This window comes from Acinetobacter brisouioides (assembly GCF_004331075.1).
In the GTDB taxonomy this organism is placed as follows: Bacteria; Pseudomonadota; Gammaproteobacteria; order Pseudomonadales; family Moraxellaceae; genus Acinetobacter.
Genome location: NZ_SJNX01000006.1, coordinates 205,686 through 229,378 on the forward strand (window position 1 = coordinate 205,686; position 23,693 = coordinate 229,378).

Below are 23,693 nucleotides of genomic sequence, written 5' to 3' on the forward strand. Positions count from 1 at the left end.
TCACAGATTAAAAAAGCAGTAATAAATATTTTTTGGTTTATTAAAATTTTATGATTAAAAAGGAATTTCCTTATTTTTAAGCAGCTTTGAGTGCTCTTCCGCATAAAACAGTTGTTCGATCTTTTTGCTGATGTAATTCCCAAAATTGATCAGCAACGGCTTCTGGCGCGATGGTATATAACTTATTCTCAGCACCTGAAGTTCCTTCAACAAACCCATTTACAATGACTTGACCTATATAGACCTGTAAATTTTTTAAAGAATGTGCAAGCAAATTTGTGGTTTTATATTGTGATGCAACTGCAATTGATAACGCTGCATATTCTTGAGCAATCATATCAATCTCATTCAAATCGAGTGCAAACACTCCATTTGTAGATAAGATACTGCCTTGATTATTTTTTAAGTCATTCAGGCAAGCCTGTACAGTCGCAATATAACTTGAGACACGTAAGTGAAAGCTTTTCGTGAGATCAGATGGATTAATGGTAAGTAGATCACCTTCAATATCATGGAATGCATTCCAATGAATATTTTTGATTTCGCCAAACTGATTTTTAATTTCATGAATAAGTTTAGGAATTTCTTCAGTTTTACTTAGGTCACTACAAAAAAAATGGGCATCGATATTTGCTAATTGAAGTTCTAATACCTGTTCTTCTAGTTTTTCTTTATTTCGAGCAACTAAACCAACGATATAGCCTTCTTGACCAAATCGATAAGCCAGTGCTCTAGAAATACCTAGCCCATAGCCGAAAATTATAATATTGTTTTTCATTATTAAGTTCCAAAATCCAACGAATTAGTTGGATTTGTGCTTTATAATATACTTTTTTATGGTTTGCAAGAGGAAAAATGATGTCTTGGGATACAGAAGGAACTAAACAAAAGATTTTGAATGCAGCAGTGATTGAGTTTGCAAAACATGGGCCAGATGGCACAACGATTGATAAAATCGCCAAGATTGCTGGGGTAAATAAAGAAAGAATTTATAATTATTTTGGTGCTAAAAGAGATCTTTTTGATGCAGTTTTACGCAATGAATTGGTTAAAGTTGCTAAATTAGTGCCTATTCAATCAATATCAGAAGAAGACTTATCTGAATATGCAGGTCGAGCTTATGATTATCATTGCGAACATCCCGAGCTTAGTCGTTTATTACTTTGGGAAGGGTTAATTTATGATGGAGAAGTCCCAAATGAAGAAATTCGCAGAAAAAATTATGATTATAAAATTCAAGCAGTTTTTGATGCGCAACAACAAGGAAAAGTAACCAATAGTATTGAACCAAGCTATTTAGCATTTTTGATTTTAGCAATTGCAAATAGTTGGTTTATGTTGCCACAAGTTGCAAGAATGTTTACTTCATTAGAAGATATGGGTAATCATGAGAAACGTAGAGAAATGATCATTAAAGCGACTAAGAAATTAATATTACGGTAGGTATCATTGATATACTGCAGTTTAGAAATGCAGGTATATTGGTCGACAATATGCAACGGTAGACAATACCGATACGTTCCCTAAAACTTATCAGGGCTTTCAACCCTTTTTTGTGATGGATGTTCGCACCAGTTATCAGTTAAATCACAACTGGAGTGCAGCCGCAGGGGTTGATAATTTAAATAATTCTAAATATTTTTTATATCATCCATTTCCTGAGCGAACCTTCTATGCAGAAGTGAAATATACATATTAAAAATAAACCTCTTCAATGTTTTATCCGCTAAATGTACGGTAAATGCAAACCCAAGTTCTGCGGATAAAACTATTGTGCATACCACTCAGTATTGGAATCAAAAGTGGTGATATTTCCACGTTTGATTAGAATTTGGTTATAAAAAGACCATTTCGTTGTGTGGTATTTTTTCAGTGCAGGCTGATTCATCTCAGAATTATAGAGTTGCTGCCACACCAGTGAAACCTGCTTGAGTCAAGCGGGTTTCACCGATGTTTACTCATTGGTGACTTCCAATGAGGGCTTTTTTATTCTGCTAAAATAAAAACAGGTGTTTTTATATAAAATTTATTCACACACAACTTTAGATTGTTGGCTTAACCATTGTCTAGGTCGAAATAAAGATGACTTAGCAAAATTAAGGTGTGTAAGTATCTATTTTAGTAGGCGTTAATAAAAAACTCATTAAGTCTCGACCCACGACTAATGGACCTTGATAATTTACCTTGGTACGTTGGATTAACACCTTATCAGGAATACCAATTATTTTAGATGAAACTCCATTTACAATGTGACTATATACTGCCAGTTTAGGTTTGGTTTGATTAAAAATTTCACCTGCCTCTCGAGGATTAGTATGATGAGCATACACTTGTGGCACGGCATGAGTATCTTGAAATTCGGCTACTTCATGTATCAATAAATCAACACCTTTGCCGTATTTAAATATATTCGCAGTGGGAATTGTATCGCCACTTATCACGACTGAACGTCCAGCATAATCCACTCTATAACCTAGCGCAGGTCGAATAGCGCCATGATGGTCATGTTCAACTTTAAAGGCTGTAACGACTACGCCATTTTGATTAAAAACAACACCACCTTCTTCAGGAAATTCATGAGCAACAATATTAGTCGTCTCTTTTTTTAGCTCACCATCTGCGACTCTAACTCGAATATCATCTGCATGGGCTATCTTCAAGCCTTCTACTAAAGCACGGGCACCAGTGGGTCCATATACATTAAAATCACCTTGACGACCTCCAAAAGCAGGTATGTAACCTGTCATCCACATATCACTAAGACCATTGACATGGTCGGAATGATAATGGGTTAAAAAAACACCATCAATCTTTCCTAACGGTATACCTGCTTGGGTTAAACGAATGACTGCTCCCCGTCCTGCATCAAAAACAAGATTATAGCCTCCAGCTTGTACCAATGTAGACATACCAAAACGTTGTTCACTCGGGACAGGGCTACCTGTTCCCAATAAAGTTACACGCATTTCATCTTTATTAGGGGCAATATGGGCAGGATGGGTACTAGCAAGGTGCAAATATTCATTATTACTCGTTACTGCTTTACTCCTGTCTTGTGAAACAAATGTATGGGTGTGAGCACAAGCAGTGAATAGTAAAGGTAGAGTAAGACCATAAGCTACTGTTAATATTGTTTTTTTATTCATAACTTTTCCTTGTTTAGCTCTTAAATACAGAGTCCGAAATACTTCATCATTAATTGTATGACTTATTCAGAAGTATGAATAGCCACCAATTTTGTAGACATCTTTACGTAACACCTAGACTGCCACCAATCACATAAACATTTTAATTGGTGAATAACAGGAAAAAACCCAGACATCCTGCCTGAGTTTTTTCCTATTTGCGTCTAGGGTCAACTCCTGTCATACCTCACGATCCTGATGCGAGAACTTATTATTTTTGTTTGATGTTCCAGAACGTCCAGTTCCTCAATGAGTTCAGAATAAGAAATTTGACCCAGCTTAAATATGGAACGATTATCCCCTCTACTTGTGAGATATAGCTTACAGTACTAAAAAAGGCATGTAATAATATCAATATTAGATACAATCATCCTTTCTGAATGAATGTATTTCTAAATTAAGAAAAGCATATTGTGATTGTGGAATAATTGACATGTTTAAGCTAGACAGCAAACTTCTTGAGATTTTTTATTATATTTACAAGTATAAGAATGTTTCTGCAGCGGCTGAAACTTTGGGGCTGAGTCAGCCTGCAGTGAGCAACTGTCTCAATAAAATTAGAACACATTTTAATGACCCCCTATTTTTGCGCGTGGGCAATGAAATGGTACCCACCGAGTTAGCTAAGCAATTATTTTCTCCGATCAGTGAAATTATTGGCAAGATTGAAAGTGTGAATAATTTTAAAGTTGATTTTACTCCGAATCATTCTGACCAGTTATTTAGTATTGCTATGACCGACGTGTCACATCTAGTGTTGTTGCCAAAGCTCACCAAATACTTAAAACAATATGCTCCCTCTATTCGATTAAAAGTTCGCCCAATCAGCCGTGAAACCAGCTATCAGATGGCTAATGGTGAAATTGATTTAGCCATTGGCTTTTTACCAGAGTTTGATCAAGGCTTTTATCAGCAACAATTATTTTCCCAATATTATGTGGTTATTAGCCGCAAGGATCATCCACGAATTCAATCTGACTATCTAGATATTGAAACCTACATTCGTGAGTCGCATGTCGATGTGGATACTAGTATTGGTCATTACCACATTGAAAATGAATTAATCAGCCGAGGTCTAAAGCGTAATATTTTAATGACCTTACCGAGTTATCTTGGTGTTGGGCTAGTTGTACAAGAAACTGATGCTATTGCCACGATTCCTTATTATCTCAGTGAGGTTTTACTCTCGCGGGGTAATCTGAAAATATTACAAGCACCCTTAGACTTCCCGACTTATCCTGTACGACAATACTGGCATACCTCTTGTCATCATCAGAGCAGTAACCAGTGGTTAAGAAAAGTGATATTTGATTTATTCAGCGCACTTCCTTAGCCAGAAACTCATGTTATTGAAAGATGCGATGAGCTTGTAGAGAAATACGGTCATTTTTTAATACAAATTTATAGAAAACAGTGAATTGCTTTTCAGTAATTTGGACATGAAGCAACCTCATTTTGGCGTCCAGTATTTTCTTGATCCTAGCCAAAATAATGGACAATGCTTCCCTCTAAAGCTAACGTAACGTTAACTTTGGAGATGTAAAAATGGCTAAATGCTTTAGTCCAGAATTTAAACAGCAAGCAATAGATAGATTATGCACTTTCGAATTCACATGAGTCTGTAGCTAAAATCGCCCAAAAATTAGGGTCGGCTATTCAACATTAGATAAATGGATTCGTGAAGCTAACCCAACAGGTTCAAGCAAACGTCAACTCTCACCAGAACAACAGCGTATTTTAGATTTAGAAAGGAAGTCAAACAACTCAGGGAAGCCAATGATATCTTAAAAAAGGCGCATGTGTACTTTCTGACAGATCACGCCAAGAAAAGTACACGTTAATTCAATATTTGATATAAAAGCTGTCACGGTATCTTCTGCTTGTAAATTCTTAGACATCAGCACTTCAGACTATTATCTTGGCGGAAGCGACAGATTCACGCTACTCAGAAATATACTGATTTAAAAGCTGTATATTGGCAGCATCATGCACGATTAGGAGCACCTTCATTGGTTCATGATATGCATGATCTAGGTTACGATATGAGTGAATGTACCGTTGGAAGAATGTTGAGAAAGCTCGGTTTACGCAGCAAGATTGCACGTAAATATAAGCATACAACAGATTCAAATCATCGCTTGCCCACAGCACCAAATTTGCTGGATCGCCAATTTACAGTCATGCAGCCAAATCTTGCGAAGCAATGATTCTCAAGACAAGAGACATTACTTATATCCGCACCAAAGAAGGTTGGTTGTACTTATGTGTGATGCTAGATTTATTTAGTTGTCGAATTGTCGGTTGGCAAACTAGCCATCGTATAGATCGTCAACTGGTATGCGATGCATTTAATTATGCACTGGCACGACAAGGCTATCTAACAGGTGGGATGGTGCATTCCCTTGCGTAGCTTCAGTCGCTACTCATGGGATAATGCTGTAACGGAAAGCTTTTTTCATACCTTAAAAGCTCATGTGGTGTACGGTAATGTGTTTACTACCCGAAAAGAAGCCAATTCTGTCTTGTTTGAATATATTGAGATTTACTACAATCGAATTAGACGACATTCTGCAAATGGCTGCTTAAGCCCAGAAGCCTTTGAACAGAAATATTTTAAAAATTTAGAGGGATCGGCTGTCCACAATACTGTCTAAGATCAGTCCAGACTTTCTTTTTAAACAACCAACCACCTTACTTCATTGAGAAAGTGAGAGCATTCATGATATCTAATGATTTTTAAGATCGCATAAGACATCATATGGAATGCGCTATATTCTCATCTAAAAGATATGTTCACTTTCAGGTGAGGTTTCCTGATCAGGAAGATACTTTTTAATTTGCTTTATTGATCTTCAACAATCTCCCTAAAGTCATTTCATACAAATAAATGAATAGCTGAGTGAATTGATCACCAATTTTTTTCCAGACTGGCTCCATCAGTAAAGCGACGCTGATTGACAAGATAAACGCACCAACCATATCGAATGGAAAATGTACGCCGATATATATCCGTGCCCACGCTACAGTCCATGCCATTATAAAAATAGCCCAACCAATTAAATACTTACGAGACAGTAAAAAAGTGACTGCGATTGAGCTAAATAATGTCATGTGATCACTAGGAAATGATGGATCAGATACATGATCAATCAGTGTTCGACCGATCCCCATCATAAACGGGCGAGGATGTGGATAAACATGACCAATAATTTGAGCAACACCTAATGCCAATAAAGCCACACATACGGATTTCAGCGCAATTTGCTTTTGAATACGATCACCAATAGCCCAGTATGCCAGCAGAAATAGCGGTATCAGATATAACAAATCATTGGCAATAAAAATTGCAAGATGAATCGTCGATAAATGAGCAATAGGGCTGGCATTAATAGCCAAAAAAAGTTGCAGATTGAAGGGTTCTAATGACATCTTACTTTCCTTGATCTGCTAATCTTTTAAAATTTGAAAATCTGCATTTTGTGCTAAGCGACGGTTATGTTGAATGTGTGACAACACGATTAAGATAGCCATTACAGCTATAGCGATCAATGATGCATTGAGTGTCCCCAAATCCAGTCCACCTTTTGCCATCGGTTTTGTCAGGAAGTCACCAAAAGTTGCGCCAAATGGACGAGTAAATACAAATGCAATCCAGAACAAAATGATATGATTCACTTTTGAGAATTTATGCAGCAGAATAACCAATGCAATAATGCCACCCGTTACCATTGAGCCTTGTAAATAACTTAGCCCCAAAGCATCTCCTAAAAAGTCACCGAATGCTGTACCTAAGCTGTTTGAGAACAAAATTGCGATCCAGTAATACAGTTCTTTTGGTAATTCATAGATTGGGTAGACTGACAAATTACGATATTTCTTATACCAAAAACTTAAAGCTGCCACCAAGCCAGAGAACAAGAGTAAGCTGCCTCCGGTATAGCCAAGATGCAAAGTACGATCAATGGCATCTGAAATTTCTGTTCCCAATGTAGTTGTCCCGATAATAACCAACCAGAACACAACAGGAATGAATTTTTTTAAACGAAGCTGTATTGCTAATACAATAAGAAAACCAATACCTGTAATCGCTATTCCTGTTAAATAGCCTAAATTAAGCGTTTGAGCGATAAAGTCCCCTAATGTTTCACCTAGGGTCGTTGCCACAATTTTCAGTAACCAGAATAGAGAAGTGACTTCAGCAACTTTATTGATTAAGGGAGTGTCTGAGCGATTAGGGTCAGAATTCATTTTATGATTGATTGTGCGCATTGTTAAAATTCCTGCTTACATCAGTTGAACGCGAACGAACGAATGTTGGTGTTACGATACGTTGCTGAAACTTAGCAGAAACTTAGCAGCTTCTATAAAAAAGATGTTATGTACACATTTTATGGATAAACCAGATTTAATTTATCAATTGGGGCAGTACTAAGGTTACACACAATCCCCGATTGACGGTTAAGTTATAGTCACTGCCTTGTGATGCAGATAAAAACAGTAAGATTCCAGTCTGTTCACAGACTGTTTTTACGATAGATAATCCTAAGCCAGTGCCTTTTGGTCCCTGACTCGCTGCCAGATTATCAGAACGGTGAATCATTGTATCTTGCGTGGAATTTAATCGTACGAATGGCTCAAAAGCCTGCAGATAATGTTCCTGATCAATTCCGCATCCTGTATCAATAATTTGCAAGATGATTTGTTTCGCAGGCAAATCAAAGGCCGTTTGTTGCGACGGTCCAATAACACAAACACTTTGTGACTTTAAGACATCTGGCCAGTTCTCAATACATTTCAATGCAATACTGACTTGACCACCTTCAGGCGTATATAGCACAGAATTTTGAATAATATTCTTAATTAACAATAAAATGGCTGTAGCATCAGCATGAATCGTAACATCTTGATGGTGAGTATTCTGGGAAAAATTATTGATATCAAGATCAAGAACCAATTGAATCTGCTTATTATCAATAATGGGCAATAATAAATTAACAGCTTGCTCTAATAGCGGACGAACAGCGACTGGTTGGATATGATCATGATTGGCATTCAGTCGTGCAAGAGTGAGTAATTGCTCAACTAAATCTTGATTGCGTTTAACCCGTAAAGCCAATTTATCCAAGCCCGCTCGAATTGTATCATCTGTTGCTAAACGCTGTAATCGTTGTACTTGTAGAGAGATTGCGGTCAGTGGTGAACGTAACTCATGTGATGTATCTGCAATAAACTGTTGCTGTTGCTCAACATTATTTTTGACTTGTACCAATAACTGATTAATTGCGGTCATGAATGGCAAAATTTCATCAGGCAAGTTTGTCAAAGGTAATGGACTAAAATCAAAATCCTGACGTTGCATCACCGTATTTGCCAGAACCTTGACTGGATGAAACATGCGCCACATGATTAAAGGCAATATTGCCCCCAAAGCCAGAATAGCCAAAAGCAATGGCGCAAGAGATTGTATGGCACTACTTTCAGCCAAATCAGCTTGTAAATCAGTTAATTGTCGAACGATAATAATCGCATGATTTTTATCTAGCCGATAAACACGCCACTCTTCACCAGAGATCTCCTGAGAGCTTAAGCCATTTGGGACATGCTGTAATTGTTGAAATGTTAAACGATCACTTTGCAAAGGACTTTTGTTGAATTGAATTTGAGTGTGGGTGTGATTCTCCAAAAGCGTATTTTTTTCAGTCGAAACTTGAGCAGGCTGAACAAGTCTAAAAACGTCAATACTAATTCCATCGTCATTATTAGATAATTGATAATGCTGGCTTTTAGACAATGGTTCTATCACTGAATCTTTGGCCAAGTTATTGTTAATTTTATGATTTAAATTTTGATTTTCATTGTCAGCTATTAAATTCGCAATATTTTTGAGGTTATCGTTTTGAAAATTACTGATTTGACGATAACTATTCCAAAATGCAAATCCACCTGCCAAAACCGCCAAAATAAGTAACGTTACAACCGTCCATATGATCACTTGCTGTAATAATGAACGGTTTCTTTTTAATTGTAACGATGGTTGACTATCAAGCATGACCTTCATCATCCATCTGCTGAGTAATATACCAGCCCAACCCTCGCACATTTTTTATGGTTTGATGACCAAGCTTTTTACGTAAATTGTAAATCAAGAATTCAATCGCATTACTTTCAACCTCCATTCCCCAGCCATATAGTGAGTCTTCCAATTGGTTTTTTGATAATACTTTGTCCGGAGATAGCATAAATGTCGTCAATAGCATAAATTCTTTAGCAGTTACATCAATCACGGTTTTGCCTGATAGCATTACGCGCTTATTGGCCGTATCAAGGCTTAAATTCCCCACAGTCAGTAAATTTTCAGCTTTTCCTTGTGAACGACGAATTAATACTCGCATTCTGGCGAGCACCTCACCCAGTTCAAACGGTTTAATGACATAGTCATCTGCCCCAGCATCGAGCCCTTTAATACGGTCATCTAGGGCATCTCGCGCGGTCAAAATCAACACAGGCGTTTCAAGTTTTGAATTTCGAATGGTTTTAAGAACACCCATACCATCAATTTCGGGTAACCCTAAATCGAGTAAGATCAAATCATAGGCTTGGGTTTCAATGGCTAAAATGGCATGTTTTCCATCTTTCACCCAGTCCGCAGTATAGGCCTCATCTTGTAATGCTTCAGTCAGTGTTTCACCGATCATCAAATCATCTTCAACCAATAATACGCGCATGATTTTTTCCTTTCTTTAGATCACTCACTCCGCTAAAAATTGTATTCAGCATAAATGAAACATTGATTTACGAATGATTAATTCGGTTTTATTCAGGAATCATGATACAGGCTTTAAAGCATTGATTAAACTTTGTAATTACCCATAAAAAATTTCAATATTGGCTTGCAGCACTGATTTTTCAACTGCTGTTTCTCGGAAAATATGAATTACATTCAGCTGGCACTGTTGCAAATAGAGATTTGAGTCGATGATGTACCCTTTAAAAAGTGCTTAGAGACCGAAAACTCTATTCACTAATGATCCTAGACAACTAGAAAAATAAGAAAAACATAAAGAATAATAAATGCTTGGGAAAAAATTTTAGGATAATTTCCAAGATTATGATTAATAACATGTGAACTAAATTTCCTGAAATTTCGGGCGGGCAGTATTTTGCCAGAGGCCTTATCAACAAAAACCCGATCGACCTCAATTCCCTCAAGTTGACGTCCAATATTTTTGTCAACAGTGCCATACAGGCTATGTAAAATAATTCAAAAAAATCTCTTTACTTCGTTAAACCAGTAACCAAAAAATAAAGAAACTAAACTAAAGGGGTGTACCCTTTAGTTTAGTTTCTTTATTTTCTATCCAGCTCATAATTTTTGGAGAAAAAAATTACTACTTCAGACTATCCCCTGCTTTCAGTACAAAATCTTCAATCAGATTACGCAGGGCCTTTTTCATTTGACCTTGCTCAAGGAGAATGTATTGCCATTCTAGGCACATCTGGTTCTGGAAAAAGTGTTTTGCTACGCATGATTGCAGACCTTGAACCCAATTCCGGTGATGTCTTTTTAAATGGCATGAGCCGATCAAGCTGGTCAGCACCAGAATGGCGGCATCAGGTTATTTATCAAGCAGCAGAGCCTGCATGGTGGGAATCCACTGCTGGTAAACATTTTTCAATCAAGGATCAAAATACTGTTCTAGAATTATTGTCACGACTGAATCTCTCTCGTGAATTACTAGAAGTTGATATAAATCGCCTTTCTACTGGAGAAAGGCAAAGGTTGGCATTGGTTCGTTCATTGGTTAACCAGCCAAAAATTCTCCTTCTTGATGAACCTACATCTGCGTTAGATCAAGCTTCCATTCAAGCTGTTGAAGCACTACTCAGTGAAGAGCTTCATAAAGGGTTAGGGATTGTACTTGTTACACATTCCACAGAACTTGCAAAACGTCTAAGTCATCGAATTTTACGCATAGAACAAGGGGAATTTGTATCGTTATGAATCCTATACATCTCCAGCCACTTGATTTAGGAATAGCTGCCTCATTGGTATTGCTTGATGCTGCCATTTCAATGGTTCTAGGTTTGCGTATTCATCGCCAGATATTATGGTCAGCAATCCGAATGGTTGTACAACTGGTATTGGTTGGTTTTGTACTTCGAGTTGCTTTTACCCTAAATTCACCCTTCTTTATCCTCTGCCTTGTTATATTAATGATTACAGCTGCCGCACGAGAAATAGCGGTCAGGCCGGCTCATAGACTTCAAGGTTTTGCTAATTACCGAATTGCTGCTGTAGTGGTAAGTTTTTCAACAACAGCCGTTGTATTACTCGCACTGTTGACTGCAATACGTCCAACCCCCTGGTATGACCCTCATTATGCTATTCCATTAGTCGGCATTGTATTGGGTAGTGTTCTAAATTCCGCCAGTCTGGGTCTTGATACATTTTTTTCAGGGGTCGTGAATGGACGGGCAGCAATTGAAGCTCAACTTGCACTTGGTACCAAGTTCCATCGAGCATTGATGCCCTATATCAGCGATTCAATACGCAAAGGTCTCATTCCAATCATTAATCAAATGTCAGCTGCAGGCATTATCACCTTGCCAGGGATTATGACTGGACAAATACTAGCCGGAGTTGACCCTATAGAAGCCGTAAAATATCAAATATTACTTATGTTTTTACTTACTGGTGGAAGTGGTTTATCTGCTGTCGCAGCTGTATATTTTGCATCTTGGGCAATCACTGATGAGCGGCAACGGCTACGGATTGATCGACTTACCAAGCATAAATAAATTAAAAGACTAACACCAACTCCTAAACGAAATTTGTCTAGGAGAGTGGTGGCTAAAGTCACTGGCGTTTGAGTTACTTTCTTTTCAACTTTATTAGCACTGACGTTTTCTTTAGTTGATGCTGATAAATTTACTTTTTCCATCCAAATCACATTGTCTGGTTCATTCGATACAGGACTGATCGCGATTGCGTTATGTCACTTTGTTCACTAGCATCATGCCAATGTTTCACATTTGGCGGACACCAGATCACATCGCCTTTGACTATACGCTGTATAGGTCTGCCCCATTCTTGAATACGCCCATCACCTTCGGTCACTATCAGGTATTACCCATATTTATGGCTATGCCAATGGGTGATGCTATTCACTTCAAAACGAACAATCGCTGGTGCAACATCTCCTTGCGACGGCATTGACATTATAGGAAAGCGGGCAAACTCGGCTTTTCCTACAAAATTTCGAGCAGAACCTATTTTAAAAATATGTTGGCCTGCAGTGGTAATTTCCTGATGCCTAATTTATGTATTGTTTAGGTGTTGCTGTGACGTCACTACACATCCTGCCAATGTGCCTGTCAGGAGTAGTAAGGTCATCATCAATCTGATTTTCATTGTTACTCCGTTATATTGGCAGTTTGTGTAGAAAAATCACTGCTATTTTTTGCGCTTTTATAGGTTTTTGCCAAAGAATAGCTTGAACTGATGCATTGCCTGATTCACATATTCAGGCTTCCAGTAAGTTTCGATATGGGTTGCATTTTGAATAAGATACAACGACTTATCTTGAGTTCCTGTCGCTTTGGCATATGCATCCTGAGTCATATACAGCGTGTCAGCTTTGGAACCTGCGACCATAAGCAAAGGTTGATGAATCAATTCAATTTGATCGGTTGCGTCCCAACTCATCAAATCCAGTAAACTACTGGTGGTATACTTTGCTGAGGAGTTTGGGTGAGCATGGGTTTTCAAATAATATTCATAACCTTGGCGATATAAATCAAAAGGTAATTTGGCGATTTGCTCATCAGTCAGATTGACATCCCCCGAATATAAAACTTTCCCACCTGCTGCTTCTTGCGCTCTCGCCTGAGATGCCTGTTCTAGACGTTGTTGAATGCTATCTAGTTGAGAATCTTCAAAGCCGTTACGACGCACCCGACCTGAGTTAAACATGCTTAAAGTCGCTACAGCTTTAAAGCGTTTATCGGTTTTTGCTGCGCCAAGGGCATACCCCCCACCCCCACAGATACCCAGTAAACCAATACGGTGAGAATCTACCCCTGCATACTGGCTGATAAAATCAGCCATCCCATGAATATCTTCAATACGATTTGCAGGTTTGTCCACATTACGCGGGAGTCCAGCACTTGCACCTTGGTATGCGGCATCTGCTGTAATAGTGATATAACCTTCCTCAGCAAGACGCTGAGCATAAAGCCCTGCAACTTGCTCTTTTACACCACCATTCGGATGCGCCACGACAACGGTGGGATACTTCTTATTGACATCAAAATGTGCAGGTGTATAAACATTTGCCGCAATGTCCAAACTATTGAGTTTGTAATGCACAGGATGAATATTCACATGACCTTTCTCATTTTTCATGATTGCTCCTGCATAGACTAAGCCGTAGGGATTAATTTTAGATTGATCAGCAAAAGTGAAACCACTGCTTGCCAAAGTTGCAGACAATAAAATTGGTTTTAAAATATTCATCATATTCCTCCCTATTGACTAAACATCGAGTTTACGACTAGTCAACCATTCGATCATGGCAGGATCGCGGTGTGAGAAGAACGAACTGGTTGCTGTATCGAGTGCGGTGATTTGATTGATATCTTCCACTGATAATTCAAAGTCAAAGATATTGATGTTCTCTTGCAAACGTTCAAGACGAACAGATTTGGCTAATGACACCACATTGCGTTGTAAGAGCCAGCGTAGTACCACTTGACCGATAGATTTTCCGTATTTCTGACCAATCTTCTGTAAGACAGGATGATTAAATAAATTGTTACGCCCCTCAGCAAAAGGTGCCCATGCTTCAGGTTGAATCCCGCGTGATTGCATCCAAGGCACAGCTTGTAGTTGTTGCTGGAATGGGTTGACTTCAACCTGATTCACCGCAGGCACGACTTGATTAAAAGCAATCAAGTCGGCTAGACGGTCAGGATGGAAATTACTCACACCAATCGCGCGAATTTTTCCCGCTGCGTGTAGTTCTTCCATTGCACGCCAAGCCCCATGTACATCACCAATCGGCTGATGGATCAGGTATAAATCGACATAATCCATTTGTAAGCGGTTTAAAGAGCGTTCAAACTGTGCCTTTGCACCTTCATAATTGGTATCTTGTAGCCAAAGCTTCGTGGTCACAAACAATTCATCCCGTGCAATATTGCTTTGACGAATGGCATTACCAACTTCAGTTTCATTCTGATAAGAAGCAGCGGTATCAATCAAACGATAGCCTGCATCTATTGCGTGGAGTACTGCTTGTTCACATTCTTGACGATCATTCATTTGGAATACGCCAAAACCTGCAAGTGGCATTTCGACACCATTATTCAATTTTACGGTTTGCATCATTTTTACCTTTAAATCTGTTAAAACCTGATCACAAAACCACTATAACCTTATCAAAATTGCACAACTAGACAGCAAATTTCGATTACACTTATATAAATATTTTATTAATCAATTTTGATTAATAAAATTTATACTGAATAAATAATAATCAAATTCAGAAAATCGTGAGTTGCCATGTCTGAAAATCTTGATGATTTAAAAGCATTTTTAATTGTTGCCCGATCCGGAAGTTTTACCAAAGCAGCAGGACAAATGGGTGTTTCTCAGTCTGCGCTGAGTTATACCATTAAAATGCTGGAACAGCGTCTGGACATAAAGCTATTGCACCGCACGACCCGAAGTGTTTCTTTAACCCAAGAGGGCGAACAGTTATTTAACGATATTGAGCCTCTCCTCAACGGCATTGAACAGAAGCTCAATAACTTGAATTATTTTCGCGAAAATCCTCGCGGGCAGCTCAGAATCAACGGGACAGAAATCTCTCTGAATGTTTTGCTCTGGGACAAACTGTCGAAATTCATGCGTGATTATCCCGATGTACAATTGGAACTGACCATGGATTATGCCTTTGCAGATATTGTGAAAGATCGCTATGACATTGGGATTCGCTTGGGTGATGCCGTACATAAAGATATGATTTCAGTCCGTGTCAGTGATGAACTAGAAATGCTGACTTTAGCTGCACCACAATATTTGGAACATTTCTCCGTTCCCCAAACACCTCGAGAATTAGATCATCATCGCTGTATTGGCTTACGTTTACCGTCACATGAGCGGATACAGTCTTGGGAGTTTCATGATTTCCAAGAACCAAATAAAACCCTGACCATTAATCCAGAATATTCACTGATCGTTAGTCATGCCCGCTTGCAACTTAAAGCAGGTGTGGAAGGGCATGGTCTGGTTTGGTTACCGAAAGTCATGGTTGAAGATGAACTCAAAAGTAGAAAGCTTGTCACGATTTTGGACGACTGGAATATGCACTATTCACCCTATTACATGTACTATCCAAGCCGTCGGGAATCCTCACCATTATTTCGCTTACTGATAGATACTTTACGTTTATAACCATGAATAAAGCCAAGAATCATTTCTTTTGAAATACAAAGGCTTCAACAAAATCCATGAGCTAACTTAGAAGTTCAAATTAAGGTGTGGATCACTACACCTTTTCACTCCTAACCAAGTTTTGAACATTATTTAGAAACAGGCATTGGTGCAAGCTCACCAAACCAATAAGAAGCAGTTACACCACCATCCATTAGGAAATCGCTGCCTGTGATAAAAGTACCTTCTGGACCCATTAAAAGTGCACCAACCGCAGCAACTTCATCAGGTGTTCCTGCCCGACCAGCTGGCGATTGTTCCAACATTTTGCGATAGCCTTCACCTCTTGGACCAGATAATTCATCTTTTGCTAATGGCGTTATGATGATGCCTGGGCTAATCGTGTTGACGCGAGCACCTCTTTTACCCCAACGAACCGCCTCAGCCATGACTCTTAAGGAATTGCCACGTTTTGAAATTTGATAGGCATGCAAAGAATCTCGAATGGCATTAGCCTGCAACATTGGTTGTTCCAGCAATTCTTCTGCAGGTGTTGTCGCAAGAATACGATCTTCCTCCTGAGTCAGTGCTGGTAATCTGTGTCCCGATTGAGAAGAAATCACAATACAGGAGCCACCCGAACGAATGACTTGACCAAACTCTTCTAAAATGACCGCTGTACCATATAAATCAACTTTTAAAATCACTTCAGGCGATGCTTGCGAAGGGGATACACCAGCAGCATGAATGACACCGCCAATTTGACCCAGTTGAGTTGCCGTCTGAATCAGGGTCTGGACAGATGCGCGGGAAGAAACATCGACAATGCAAGTACTGACTTCAAAGCCTGCCTCACTTAACACTTTTGCAGCAGCTTTAGCATTTTGTTGTTTTAAATCTGCCAGTAAAACATGTTTACCAGCACTGACTCGACGTGCAATTGCTTGACCAATCGACCCCGCACCAATAACGACAATAATATCTTTCATCTGTTACTTCTCACGATTCTTAGCAATGGAATTATTTTATTTTAGAGACTTATGTTTGAATGATTAACGTCTAAACAGAAATAGCCTTTATGAATAAAATTCATTAATGAAAACTTATTACACCAATATACTGATGCTGAATAGCCTACAAAATTAGTAACTATTCATCTAGAATATTATTTCCACTGATCCCAATAAGCTGGAGTACCTATTTCCTTCACCAAAAATGTGGAAACATATCTGACTTTTTTAGATCTCAATCGGTTCTCTGGTGAAAGAATTTGAATATATGAATCCTGTATAGATGCCGATGCTTGCCAATGAGGCAAAAGGCTTACAAGCTTATTTCTTTTAAAATCTTTAGGGTCAAACTGGACTGCCACCACTCTCAAAGGCAAGTTTCGTCTATTATCTTTGCAAATACCGATAAACAGCTTGCCGACTGATCCCAAACGCCTTCCCCAAAGCAGCCTTCGAACTATATTTCCCTTCTGCCCAAGCCTGACGTAAAGCATTCGCCTGATCAGGTTTGAGTTTATGGACCCGACCTTTATATTTACCTTGAGCCGCTGCCAGTTTAATGCCTTCTTTTTGCCGTTCTAAAATAATCTCACGCTCAAACTGAGCAAAAGCCCCCATCAATTGCAACATCAGGTTATCCATCGGTGTGGCTTGGGCAGTAAAAGTGATCTTTTCCTTCATGAACTGGATTGCAATACCCCGCTTAACCAATTTATCTACTTCTTCAACCAGAACTTTGAGACTTCGCGCAAAACGATCCATCGAATGTACCACCACCATGTCCCCTTCCCGAACATAGTTCAGCATTTCCTGAAATTTGGGGCGGTCGGTATTTTTACCCGAAGCTTTGTCTATGAACAGCCGGTCAATTTCGATGCCTTCAAGTTGGCGTCCAGTATTTTGCTCAACCGAGCTGACTCGGACATAGCCGACTTTTTGACCTTTCATACACTTCGCTCCAAATTGACTAAAAATAGTCCAGTTTGTCTATTATAAATAATAGATTTAAAAATAACATGTGATGTATGATCAAAAAACATTTAAAAGAGACATTGTTTAACTAGATAAAAATATGTTGTCTTAGGGTATACTCTAAAATAACACTAATTATAAATTTAAAAAATAATGATATTTACTTAAAATTAAGTTCGCAAAAAAGATTAAATATGTAAATTTAATCTTTTTTTTAGATTAATAGTTCAAATGGCTAAAATATTAGAATTCCATAAATACCCAGTCATTCTGTTATGAAGTTATGAAGTTATGAGGTTATGAAGTTATGAAGTTATGAAGTTATGAAGTTATGAAGTTATGAAGTTATGAAGTTATGAAGTTATGAAGTTATGAAGTTATGAAGTTATGAAGTTATGAAGTTATGAAGTTATGAAGTTATGAAGTTATGAAGTTATGAAGTTATGAAGTTATGAAGTTATGAAGTTATGAAATTTAATCGTAAATGAGCTTGTAAATAATTTAATGTCATTACTTTTCATAAATTAAAGAACTCTCAATAAATAATTGCTTAAGCAAGTCGAATTGGATCATAAAGTAGCTCATCGCTCAACACCATAAGAAGCATGTCTGTGCAATACTCTACTTTTTAGAACTACATCAATTGGCACAGAATTTCCCTGAAAAGGCTTTCCACTTTTTGATCTCCTGATACTACGCTGCCTAATATCTTGCATTCCTCAGTTTTTAAGCTTCGGAGAGCTTTAGCCAGAGCTTCACCCCTTATTGTCAGCTATCCAATTGCAGCGCTACAATCGTTCCACCTCTTTCAGTCTATTGCGGTTATATCTAGAGCAAAGAGTACTGCTTTGTTGAGCAGATATCATTGTGACAGGCTTGAACCACGATGTGACCCATGTAGAAACAGGGTAAATTGATTGAGATTATTTTCTATTTTAACCCTTTTAACTCAGCTCGCTAGAAGGCTTCTTTTTTCATTTATCATATGCCTAACTTTGTTATGACGATAACCTTAACAAAGTCAGGCAATTATACGAAAATTACTGACTCTTTTTATTAATTAATGCTTGAAACTCCTCAGGAGTCTGCTCAGCCAATGATTCTAAAGCCATTCTGACAATACTTGATCTATTCACACGAGCATTATTACTTTTAACAATGAGATCATCAATTAATTGGTTCAATTCCTCATTTAATGAAAATGTACAACGAACAAACCTTTTTTGAGAAACTTCTAAATCTTTAACTCTTTTTTCCGCTCCAGAGATAAAATTCTCAACAAGCTGATCTTGTTGTAAAAGTTCTTCCGTTTTCTTCTTTAAACCACTAAGACCTGCCATAAATTACACTCCTAAGAATTCTTGTGCTATGCCTTCAATTTCAGCTTTTGCTTTATAATCACTCGTTACTTCAAATACAGAAAGACCATTTTCATCAGCATCATCATAAACATTTCGATTCGTTGTAATTTGGTTCAATGCTTTAATGCCAAAAGATAAACACGCATCTTTCGCATCTAAAATACGCTGAACTTGTGATGGTAATGTTGGACATTGCGTAATAATTGCACGAGCATTTAAATCAGGATTCACTGCTTTTGCTAGCTTTAACACTTGTTCCATATGATCCAGTGTCTTCAGATCTCTACGTTTTGGTCTAAAGGGCAATAACATATGTGTTGCTATTGTCATTGCAGAACGTAATGCTTCAGAATCTTGCCCACCGGCATCGATAACAATGTCTTGATATCTTTTTGCCAAATCTTTTAAAACAAGACGAATGTTGCCGGATGCTTGAACAGAAGGAATATTTTTTAACTGTTCATTATCATCACGTTCCTTAATCCAATCTGTAGTTGTACCCTGAGGATCTGCATCGAGTAAAAGTACATCTCTATTTTTTGTTTGTAAGTAAACACTTAGATTTTGAGCAAGGCAGCTTTTACCAGCTCCGCCTTTTTCACCACCAACTAAAATAATCATAAGTTATGCAAGTTACGTAATTTTGTTAAAAGTAATGTATAGCGTTTTATAATCTGAATCAACTATCAGGAAATATAAATTTAAAAAAAGTTATCCACAAGTAACAATACATTTTTAAATTTATATATATTTTTAAATTTATATTTATAGATAGCCTGTAAGCCTTATTTTATATAGAGTCTGACGGATATATATGGACGTTTTCCTGACAATATATGGACATTTTCCTTGATTAATGTGGACGTTTTCCTGACAATATATGGACGTTTTCCTGACAATATATGGGCGTTTTCCTGACATTAATGGACGTTTTCCTGACATTAAAAAATCTTCCATTTATGGACATTAAGTGGTAATGTCCATAAATGGTTTTATTATCATTAAACACAATATGGCAAATGTAATTTATAAAGATAACAACCTAATTGAAGCATCTTACTCCTTAAGCTTGTCTGAACAGCGCTTAATTTTAATCGCAATTATCGCAGCTCGAGACATTGAAAAAGATCTTACAGCAGATACGATGCTCACGATTCATGCATCTGAATATATGAAACACTTTAATTTAGGGCGTCAATCTGCTTATGAAGCGCTTCAGGCTGCATGTGACAATCTTTTTGAACGTAAACTCACCTATAAAGCAATAGATCCTCAGACAGGCAAATTAGCGGTTTATAAGAGTCGCTGGGTATCCAAAGTGGGGTACGTGAAAGAGGCCGCATGCGCTCAGTTGGTTTTTGCGCCAGATATTTTACAGCTGTTTGTAAAACTCGAAGAAAAATTTACTCGTTATGAGTTGAAACAGATTTCTCAATTATCGAGTGTCTATGCTATACGTTTGTACGAGCTTCTAATCAGATGGCGAGGTAAAGGTAAATTATATATTAGCGTCTCTCAACTACGTGAAAAGCTTGGCTTACTTGAAAATGAATATCAAGTCATGGGAGATTTCAAAAAGCGCGTACTGACAGTTGCAATCGACCAGATCAATAAGTTTACCGATATTGATGTGAGCTATACACAAAAAAAAGAAGGAAGAACAATTACACATATAGAGTTCTCTTTCGATCTTAAAACAACTCTAATCAAAAATGAGATCTTATTAGAACCAACATATCTACTGACAGCAAAACAATGTGCTTTTTTTGCTCAGAAATTGTGTGATCTTACGCTATATCCAAAGTTTGGGGCTAAATATGCGAATATAGGCGAATCAATTGAAGATTTCCGTGAGCGAATCTCACTTGAGCTTTTAGAACAAGAAAATGTGAAAAAGTACTATCCGTATTTATTAGAAGTTGGGTTCAAAGAAAAATTTAAATAACTCAAATATCATTGAAGTTCATAACTTTAGAAATACTCGGCCTATTTTTATAGAAAATTGGATCAGTATTGAATAGCTCCAAGGCTTTAGATCTTCAGTATTTTGAGGTGGTGATCACTTTTCGATATAAATTCCATCTATTTCTTTTTTTACAGTGCATCATGAGAAGATTAATTAGCATTGATACCGCAAAATAGCAGTAAAGCTTGCAGCAAGCATATCCTAGATTTTGAGGTTTGGATAAGCCTACAATTAATTCAGAATGAAAGATGCTAACATTCATCTTGTTCAATGACTGAATTGAAAACATTGTAAAGGGTTGTTCTGTACAGCCCCAATATATAAGCAAATTTATAATAGAAGCGAAATATAAAGTATTTTATAGCTTACGTAAGTTATTTGACTTTATAACTTGTGAAATGATTCCTAATTTATCTACCCTGCTGATCATATTGAAATCAATATGTTATTCCTGATGATCAATGTTCAGCGATTATCCTGATATATGGACAGATTCCTGACAAAAGTTAGATACCTCATAACTTACATAAGTTATTTAACTTTATAACTTATGAGGTGGTCGTTAATTTATCTGTCATACTGATCATAATGAAATCAATATGTTATTTCTGATGGTTAATGTTCAGTGATTACCCTGATATATGGACAGATTCCTGACAAAAGCTAGATACCTCATAACTTACATAAGTTATTTAACTTTATAGCTTGTGAAATGATCGTCAATTTATCAGCCCTGCTGATCATGATGAAATCAATATGTTATTCCTGATAGTTAATGTTCAGCGGTTATCCTGATATATGGACAGATTCCTGACAAAAGCTAGATACCTCATAACTTACATAAGTTATTTAACTTTATAACTTATACAATCATCGTCAATTTATCAGCCATGCTGATCATAATAAAATCAATATGTTATTCCTGATGGATGATGTTCAGCGGTTATCCTGATATATGGACGGATTCCTGACAAAAGTTAGATACCTCATAACTTACATAAGTTATTTAACTTTATAGCTTGTGAAATGATCCCTGATTTATCTGCCACACTGATCATAATGAAATCAATATGTTATTCCTAATGGATGATGTTCAGTGATTATCCTGATATATGGACGGATTCCTGACAAAAGTTAGATACCTCATAACTTACATAAGTTATTTAACTTTATAACTTATGAAGTGATCGCCAATTTATCTGTCATGCCGATCATAATGAAATTAATATGTTATTCCTAATGGATGATGTTCAACCATTATCCATAATATATGGACGGATTCCTGACAAAAGCTAGATACCTCATAACTTGCATAAGTTATTTAACTTCATAACTTATGAAGTTATTGTCAATTTATCTGCCATGCCGATCATAATGAAATTGAACCGTTATTTGAGGTCATCTAGATCAGGTAATCGTTATGATATATACGGATTCTTGATAAAATATAGAAACTCATAACTTAAGCAACTTACGTAAGTTAATAACTTTAGAATATATAAAATTCATAATCTAATCTCATACGCTATTTAATCTAGATTCACCCTTACTGAGACTGCGAAAAGATATATGGAAAGGGAAGGGATCTGATCAAAACATGATCTAAAAACTTAACTGGATCCAATTCAGAGAAATTGATGCTAGGGCCGAATGCACACTAGAAATATTAGAATTATTTGAATAAGGTCTAAGATGTTCATTGAACGCGAAAGCCTTATATCTGGAACGTAGTAGTAACCAGTTATTTATCTTATCAATTGACTATTTTTCTGCTGTAAGCATTTGCTGATAATGATTCAGGAGATTTACTCGTAGGCAGTAATCCTGAATTTGTTATGATGAAGTCACTAGGAACAGGAAGTTCCAGAACATCAAACAATAATAATAAGTTAGAGCATTAGGACGTGAAGTATGACAGGAGTTATACTTAGAAACCAAAGTAATATATTAATAATTGTACTAGCTCAAATTTAACCTGATAGCGATAAGAAATTGGGAATTGTTAGCTCAGGTTTGAGGTAGCATACATAAATAAAATGACTATGAAACAGCAAGTTAAGTTGTTTAATTTGCTGAATTTTCGATATTCATATTAACGACCGTCAGGTCAAACAACGATTAAAAGGCTTTGCAGTAGAATTTGATAAATGAATAAAAAAGAAGAATATTTTAATTAATTCAACAAGGTATATTTACCTTTTTTCTCGCTGAGAATTGTCGTTTAACTTGATCCTTCACTTGTAGATCAGCTTGATCAGTGGCAATAGAATTTAGATTTAGAGTGGCATTTAAAATTAAATCACCCGCAAGATGAATTCTATAAATGAATCTGAGTTAGTACGATCTGTTCTGACTTGTAAAGTCTATTAATAGCCTTTTGATTCTGATAAGTCAGATTTTCCACAGAACTATTTGCAAAGTTTGGGTTACTACAAAGGGTCAATCTTTGCCAGAGTTTCCATATACCTTCTTATTAGCGCATGGATGAATAAACTAAATGGTGTAATCAAATACTGAATTTTAAAAGTCTGTGTTTTTTTAAATTGTATAAAAAATAGTTAATTTGATCGTTATTTTTTGATTTAAGGGTTTTATTTTTAAAGCACTAAATCGGTTTTTATATATTTCATTTGTTTCACTTGTAATGTTTCATTGTGTCTATTGAAATAATTTTGCAATAATTATTTTTCATTTTTTTATGACTGTAGTTTTTTAGTCATTGATATTTATATAAATAAATTTTATTTCTGATTTGGCATCAAA

General features: G+C 36.9%; 18 protein-coding genes and 2 pseudogenes. 7 read left to right on the forward strand and 13 right to left on the reverse strand.

Features of this window, described 5'->3' with window-relative positions:
• Positions 1–76: 76 nt before the first annotated feature.
• Positions 77–778 carry an SDR family NAD(P)-dependent oxidoreductase gene (locus E0H77_RS09795; RefSeq protein ID WP_131377544.1) on the reverse strand — a complete coding sequence of 234 codons (702 nt, stop codon included), beginning with the start codon at positions 776–778 and terminating at the stop codon, positions 77–79.
• Between the two features lie 80 nt (positions 779–858).
• Here E0H77_RS09795 and E0H77_RS09800 point away from each other — a divergent pair, with 80 nt between their 5' ends.
• Positions 859–1,443, forward strand: a complete 585-nt coding sequence (locus E0H77_RS09800; RefSeq protein ID WP_131377547.1) for a TetR/AcrR family transcriptional regulator — start codon at positions 859–861, stop codon at positions 1,441–1,443.
• Between the two features lie 328 nt (positions 1,444–1,771).
• Here E0H77_RS09800 and E0H77_RS13915 read toward each other — a convergent pair.
• Together E0H77_RS13915 and E0H77_RS09810 are read right to left on the reverse strand one after the other, a co-directional pair.
• Positions 1,772–1,888, reverse strand: a pseudogene (locus E0H77_RS13915) (IS5/IS1182 family transposase); the annotation flags it as partial.
• A 208-nt stretch (positions 1,889–2,096) separates the two neighbouring features.
• Positions 2,097–3,146, reverse strand: a complete 1,050-nt coding sequence (locus tag E0H77_RS09810) for an MBL fold metallo-hydrolase (RefSeq protein ID WP_131377550.1) — start codon at positions 3,144–3,146, stop codon at positions 2,097–2,099.
• Positions 3,147–3,618: 472 nt separating this feature from the next.
• On the opposite strand from E0H77_RS09810, the gene E0H77_RS09815 reads away from it, so the two are divergent.
• Together E0H77_RS09815 and E0H77_RS09820 are read left to right on the forward strand one after the other, a co-directional pair.
• Entirely contained in the window at positions 3,619–4,518 is a 900-nt protein-coding gene (locus E0H77_RS09815) for a LysR substrate-binding domain-containing protein (RefSeq protein ID WP_131377553.1), read from the forward strand.
• A 212-nt stretch (positions 4,519–4,730) separates the two neighbouring features.
• A pseudogene (locus tag E0H77_RS09820) lies at positions 4,731–5,839 on the forward strand (IS3 family transposase).
• Between the two features lie 178 nt (positions 5,840–6,017).
• On the opposite strand, the gene E0H77_RS09825 reads toward E0H77_RS09820, so the two are convergent.
• From E0H77_RS09825 to E0H77_RS09840, 4 genes are all read right to left on the reverse strand, one after another.
• On the reverse strand, positions 6,018–6,614 hold the full coding sequence (locus tag E0H77_RS09825) for an undecaprenyl-diphosphatase (protein WP_131377556.1): 597 nt from the start codon (positions 6,612–6,614) through the stop codon (positions 6,018–6,020).
• A gap of 18 nt (positions 6,615–6,632) precedes the next feature.
• A complete protein-coding gene (locus tag E0H77_RS09830) occupies positions 6,633–7,454 on the reverse strand; it encodes a COG4705 family protein (RefSeq protein WP_131377559.1) in 822 nt (273 codons plus the stop codon).
• A 136-nt stretch (positions 7,455–7,590) separates the two neighbouring features.
• On the reverse strand, positions 7,591–9,234 hold the full coding sequence (locus tag E0H77_RS09835) for a sensor histidine kinase (protein ID WP_165491513.1): 1,644 nt from the start codon (positions 9,232–9,234) through the stop codon (positions 7,591–7,593).
• A complete protein-coding gene (locus tag E0H77_RS09840) occupies positions 9,227–9,910 on the reverse strand; it encodes a response regulator (RefSeq protein WP_131377565.1) in 684 nt (227 codons plus the stop codon). Before E0H77_RS09840 ends, E0H77_RS09835 begins: the two co-directional genes overlap by 8 nt.
• A gap of 647 nt (positions 9,911–10,557) precedes the next feature.
• On the opposite strand from E0H77_RS09840, the gene E0H77_RS09845 reads away from it, so the two are divergent.
• Together E0H77_RS09845 and E0H77_RS09850 are read left to right on the forward strand one after the other, a co-directional pair.
• Positions 10,558–11,187, forward strand: a complete 630-nt coding sequence (locus E0H77_RS09845) for an ABC transporter ATP-binding protein (protein ID WP_213073560.1) — start codon at positions 10,558–10,560, stop codon at positions 11,185–11,187.
• Entirely contained in the window at positions 11,184–11,984 is an 801-nt protein-coding gene (locus E0H77_RS09850; protein ID WP_131377568.1) for an ABC transporter permease, read from the forward strand. The genes E0H77_RS09845 and E0H77_RS09850 overlap by 4 nt, the downstream gene beginning before the upstream one ends.
• A 670-nt stretch (positions 11,985–12,654) precedes the next feature.
• Here E0H77_RS09850 and E0H77_RS09855 read toward each other — a convergent pair.
• Positions 12,655–13,701, reverse strand: a complete 1,047-nt coding sequence (locus E0H77_RS09855) for an alpha/beta hydrolase (protein WP_228258319.1) — start codon at positions 13,699–13,701, stop codon at positions 12,655–12,657.
• Positions 13,702–13,719: 18 nt separating this feature from the next.
• Entirely contained in the window at positions 13,720–14,571 is an 852-nt protein-coding gene (locus E0H77_RS09860) for an aldo/keto reductase (RefSeq protein WP_131377583.1), read from the reverse strand.
• A gap of 177 nt (positions 14,572–14,748) precedes the next feature.
• Here E0H77_RS09860 and E0H77_RS09865 point away from each other — a divergent pair, with 177 nt between their 5' ends.
• Positions 14,749–15,642: a LysR family transcriptional regulator gene (locus E0H77_RS09865; protein WP_131377586.1), complete on the forward strand. Its 894-nt coding sequence runs from the start codon at positions 14,749–14,751 to the stop codon at positions 15,640–15,642.
• A gap of 128 nt (positions 15,643–15,770) precedes the next feature.
• On the opposite strand, the gene E0H77_RS09870 is transcribed toward E0H77_RS09865, so the two are convergent.
• The 4 genes from E0H77_RS09870 to E0H77_RS09890 form a co-directional block, all read right to left on the reverse strand.
• Positions 15,771–16,610 (reverse strand): SDR family oxidoreductase, encoded by an 840-nt coding sequence (locus E0H77_RS09870; RefSeq protein WP_131377589.1) that lies wholly within the window; start codon positions 16,608–16,610, stop codon positions 15,771–15,773.
• 408 nt (positions 16,611–17,018) lie between these two features.
• Complete coding sequence (locus E0H77_RS09880; protein WP_131377592.1) at positions 17,019–17,579, reverse strand: recombinase family protein; 561 nt, start codon at positions 17,577–17,579, stop codon at positions 17,019–17,021.
• A gap of 1,064 nt (positions 17,580–18,643) precedes the next feature.
• A complete protein-coding gene (locus tag E0H77_RS09885; RefSeq protein ID WP_131377596.1) occupies positions 18,644–18,943 on the reverse strand; it encodes a hypothetical protein in 300 nt (99 codons plus the stop codon).
• A 3-nt stretch (positions 18,944–18,946) separates the two neighbouring features.
• On the reverse strand, positions 18,947–19,585 hold the full coding sequence (locus E0H77_RS09890; protein ID WP_004749515.1) for an AAA family ATPase: 639 nt from the start codon (positions 19,583–19,585) through the stop codon (positions 18,947–18,949).
• Between the two features lie 391 nt (positions 19,586–19,976).
• Here E0H77_RS09890 and repM point away from each other — a divergent pair, with 391 nt between their 5' ends.
• The gene (repM, locus tag E0H77_RS09895; protein WP_171478336.1) at positions 19,977–20,909 is read left to right on the forward strand and encodes a replication initiation protein RepM; all 933 of its coding nucleotides are present in this window, start codon (positions 19,977–19,979) and stop codon (positions 20,907–20,909) included.
• Positions 20,910–23,693 lie beyond the last annotated feature (2,784 nt).

Excerpts from the sequence above, each read along its gene's own strand:
- E0H77_RS09795 (WP_131377544.1), bottom strand. The coding sequence starts at position 778 with ATGAAAAACAATATTATAATTTTCGGCTATGGGCTAGGTATTTCTAGA.
- E0H77_RS09800 (WP_131377547.1), top strand. The coding sequence starts at position 859 with ATGTCTTGGGATACAGAAGGAACTAAACAAAAGATTTTGAATGCAGCA.
- E0H77_RS09810 (WP_131377550.1), bottom strand. The coding sequence starts at position 3,146 with ATGAATAAAAAAACAATATTAACAGTAGCTTATGGTCTTACTCTACCT.
- E0H77_RS09815 (WP_131377553.1), top strand. The coding sequence starts at position 3,619 with ATGTTTAAGCTAGACAGCAAACTTCTTGAGATTTTTTATTATATTTAC.
- E0H77_RS09825 (WP_131377556.1), bottom strand. The coding sequence starts at position 6,614 with ATGTCATTAGAACCCTTCAATCTGCAACTTTTTTTGGCTATTAATGCC.
- E0H77_RS09830 (WP_131377559.1), bottom strand. The coding sequence starts at position 7,454 with ATGCGCACAATCAATCATAAAATGAATTCTGACCCTAATCGCTCAGAC.
- E0H77_RS09835 (WP_165491513.1), bottom strand. The coding sequence starts at position 9,234 with ATGCTTGATAGTCAACCATCGTTACAATTAAAAAGAAACCGTTCATTA.
- E0H77_RS09840 (WP_131377565.1), bottom strand. The coding sequence starts at position 9,910 with ATGCGCGTATTATTGGTTGAAGATGATTTGATGATCGGTGAAACACTG.
- E0H77_RS09850 (WP_131377568.1), top strand. The coding sequence starts at position 11,184 with ATGAATCCTATACATCTCCAGCCACTTGATTTAGGAATAGCTGCCTCA.
- E0H77_RS09855 (WP_228258319.1), bottom strand. The coding sequence starts at position 13,701 with ATGAATATTTTAAAACCAATTTTATTGTCTGCAACTTTGGCAAGCAGT.
- E0H77_RS09860 (WP_131377583.1), bottom strand. The coding sequence starts at position 14,571 with ATGCAAACCGTAAAATTGAATAATGGTGTCGAAATGCCACTTGCAGGT.
- E0H77_RS09865 (WP_131377586.1), top strand. The coding sequence starts at position 14,749 with ATGTCTGAAAATCTTGATGATTTAAAAGCATTTTTAATTGTTGCCCGA.
- E0H77_RS09870 (WP_131377589.1), bottom strand. The coding sequence starts at position 16,610 with ATGAAAGATATTATTGTCGTTATTGGTGCGGGGTCGATTGGTCAAGCA.
- E0H77_RS09880 (WP_131377592.1), bottom strand. The coding sequence starts at position 17,579 with ATGAAAGGTCAAAAAGTCGGCTATGTCCGAGTCAGCTCGGTTGAGCAA.
- E0H77_RS09885 (WP_131377596.1), bottom strand. The coding sequence starts at position 18,943 with ATGGCAGGTCTTAGTGGTTTAAAGAAGAAAACGGAAGAACTTTTACAA.
- E0H77_RS09890 (WP_004749515.1), bottom strand. The coding sequence starts at position 19,585 with ATGATTATTTTAGTTGGTGGTGAAAAAGGCGGAGCTGGTAAAAGCTGC.
- repM (WP_171478336.1), top strand. The coding sequence starts at position 19,977 with ATGGCAAATGTAATTTATAAAGATAACAACCTAATTGAAGCATCTTAC.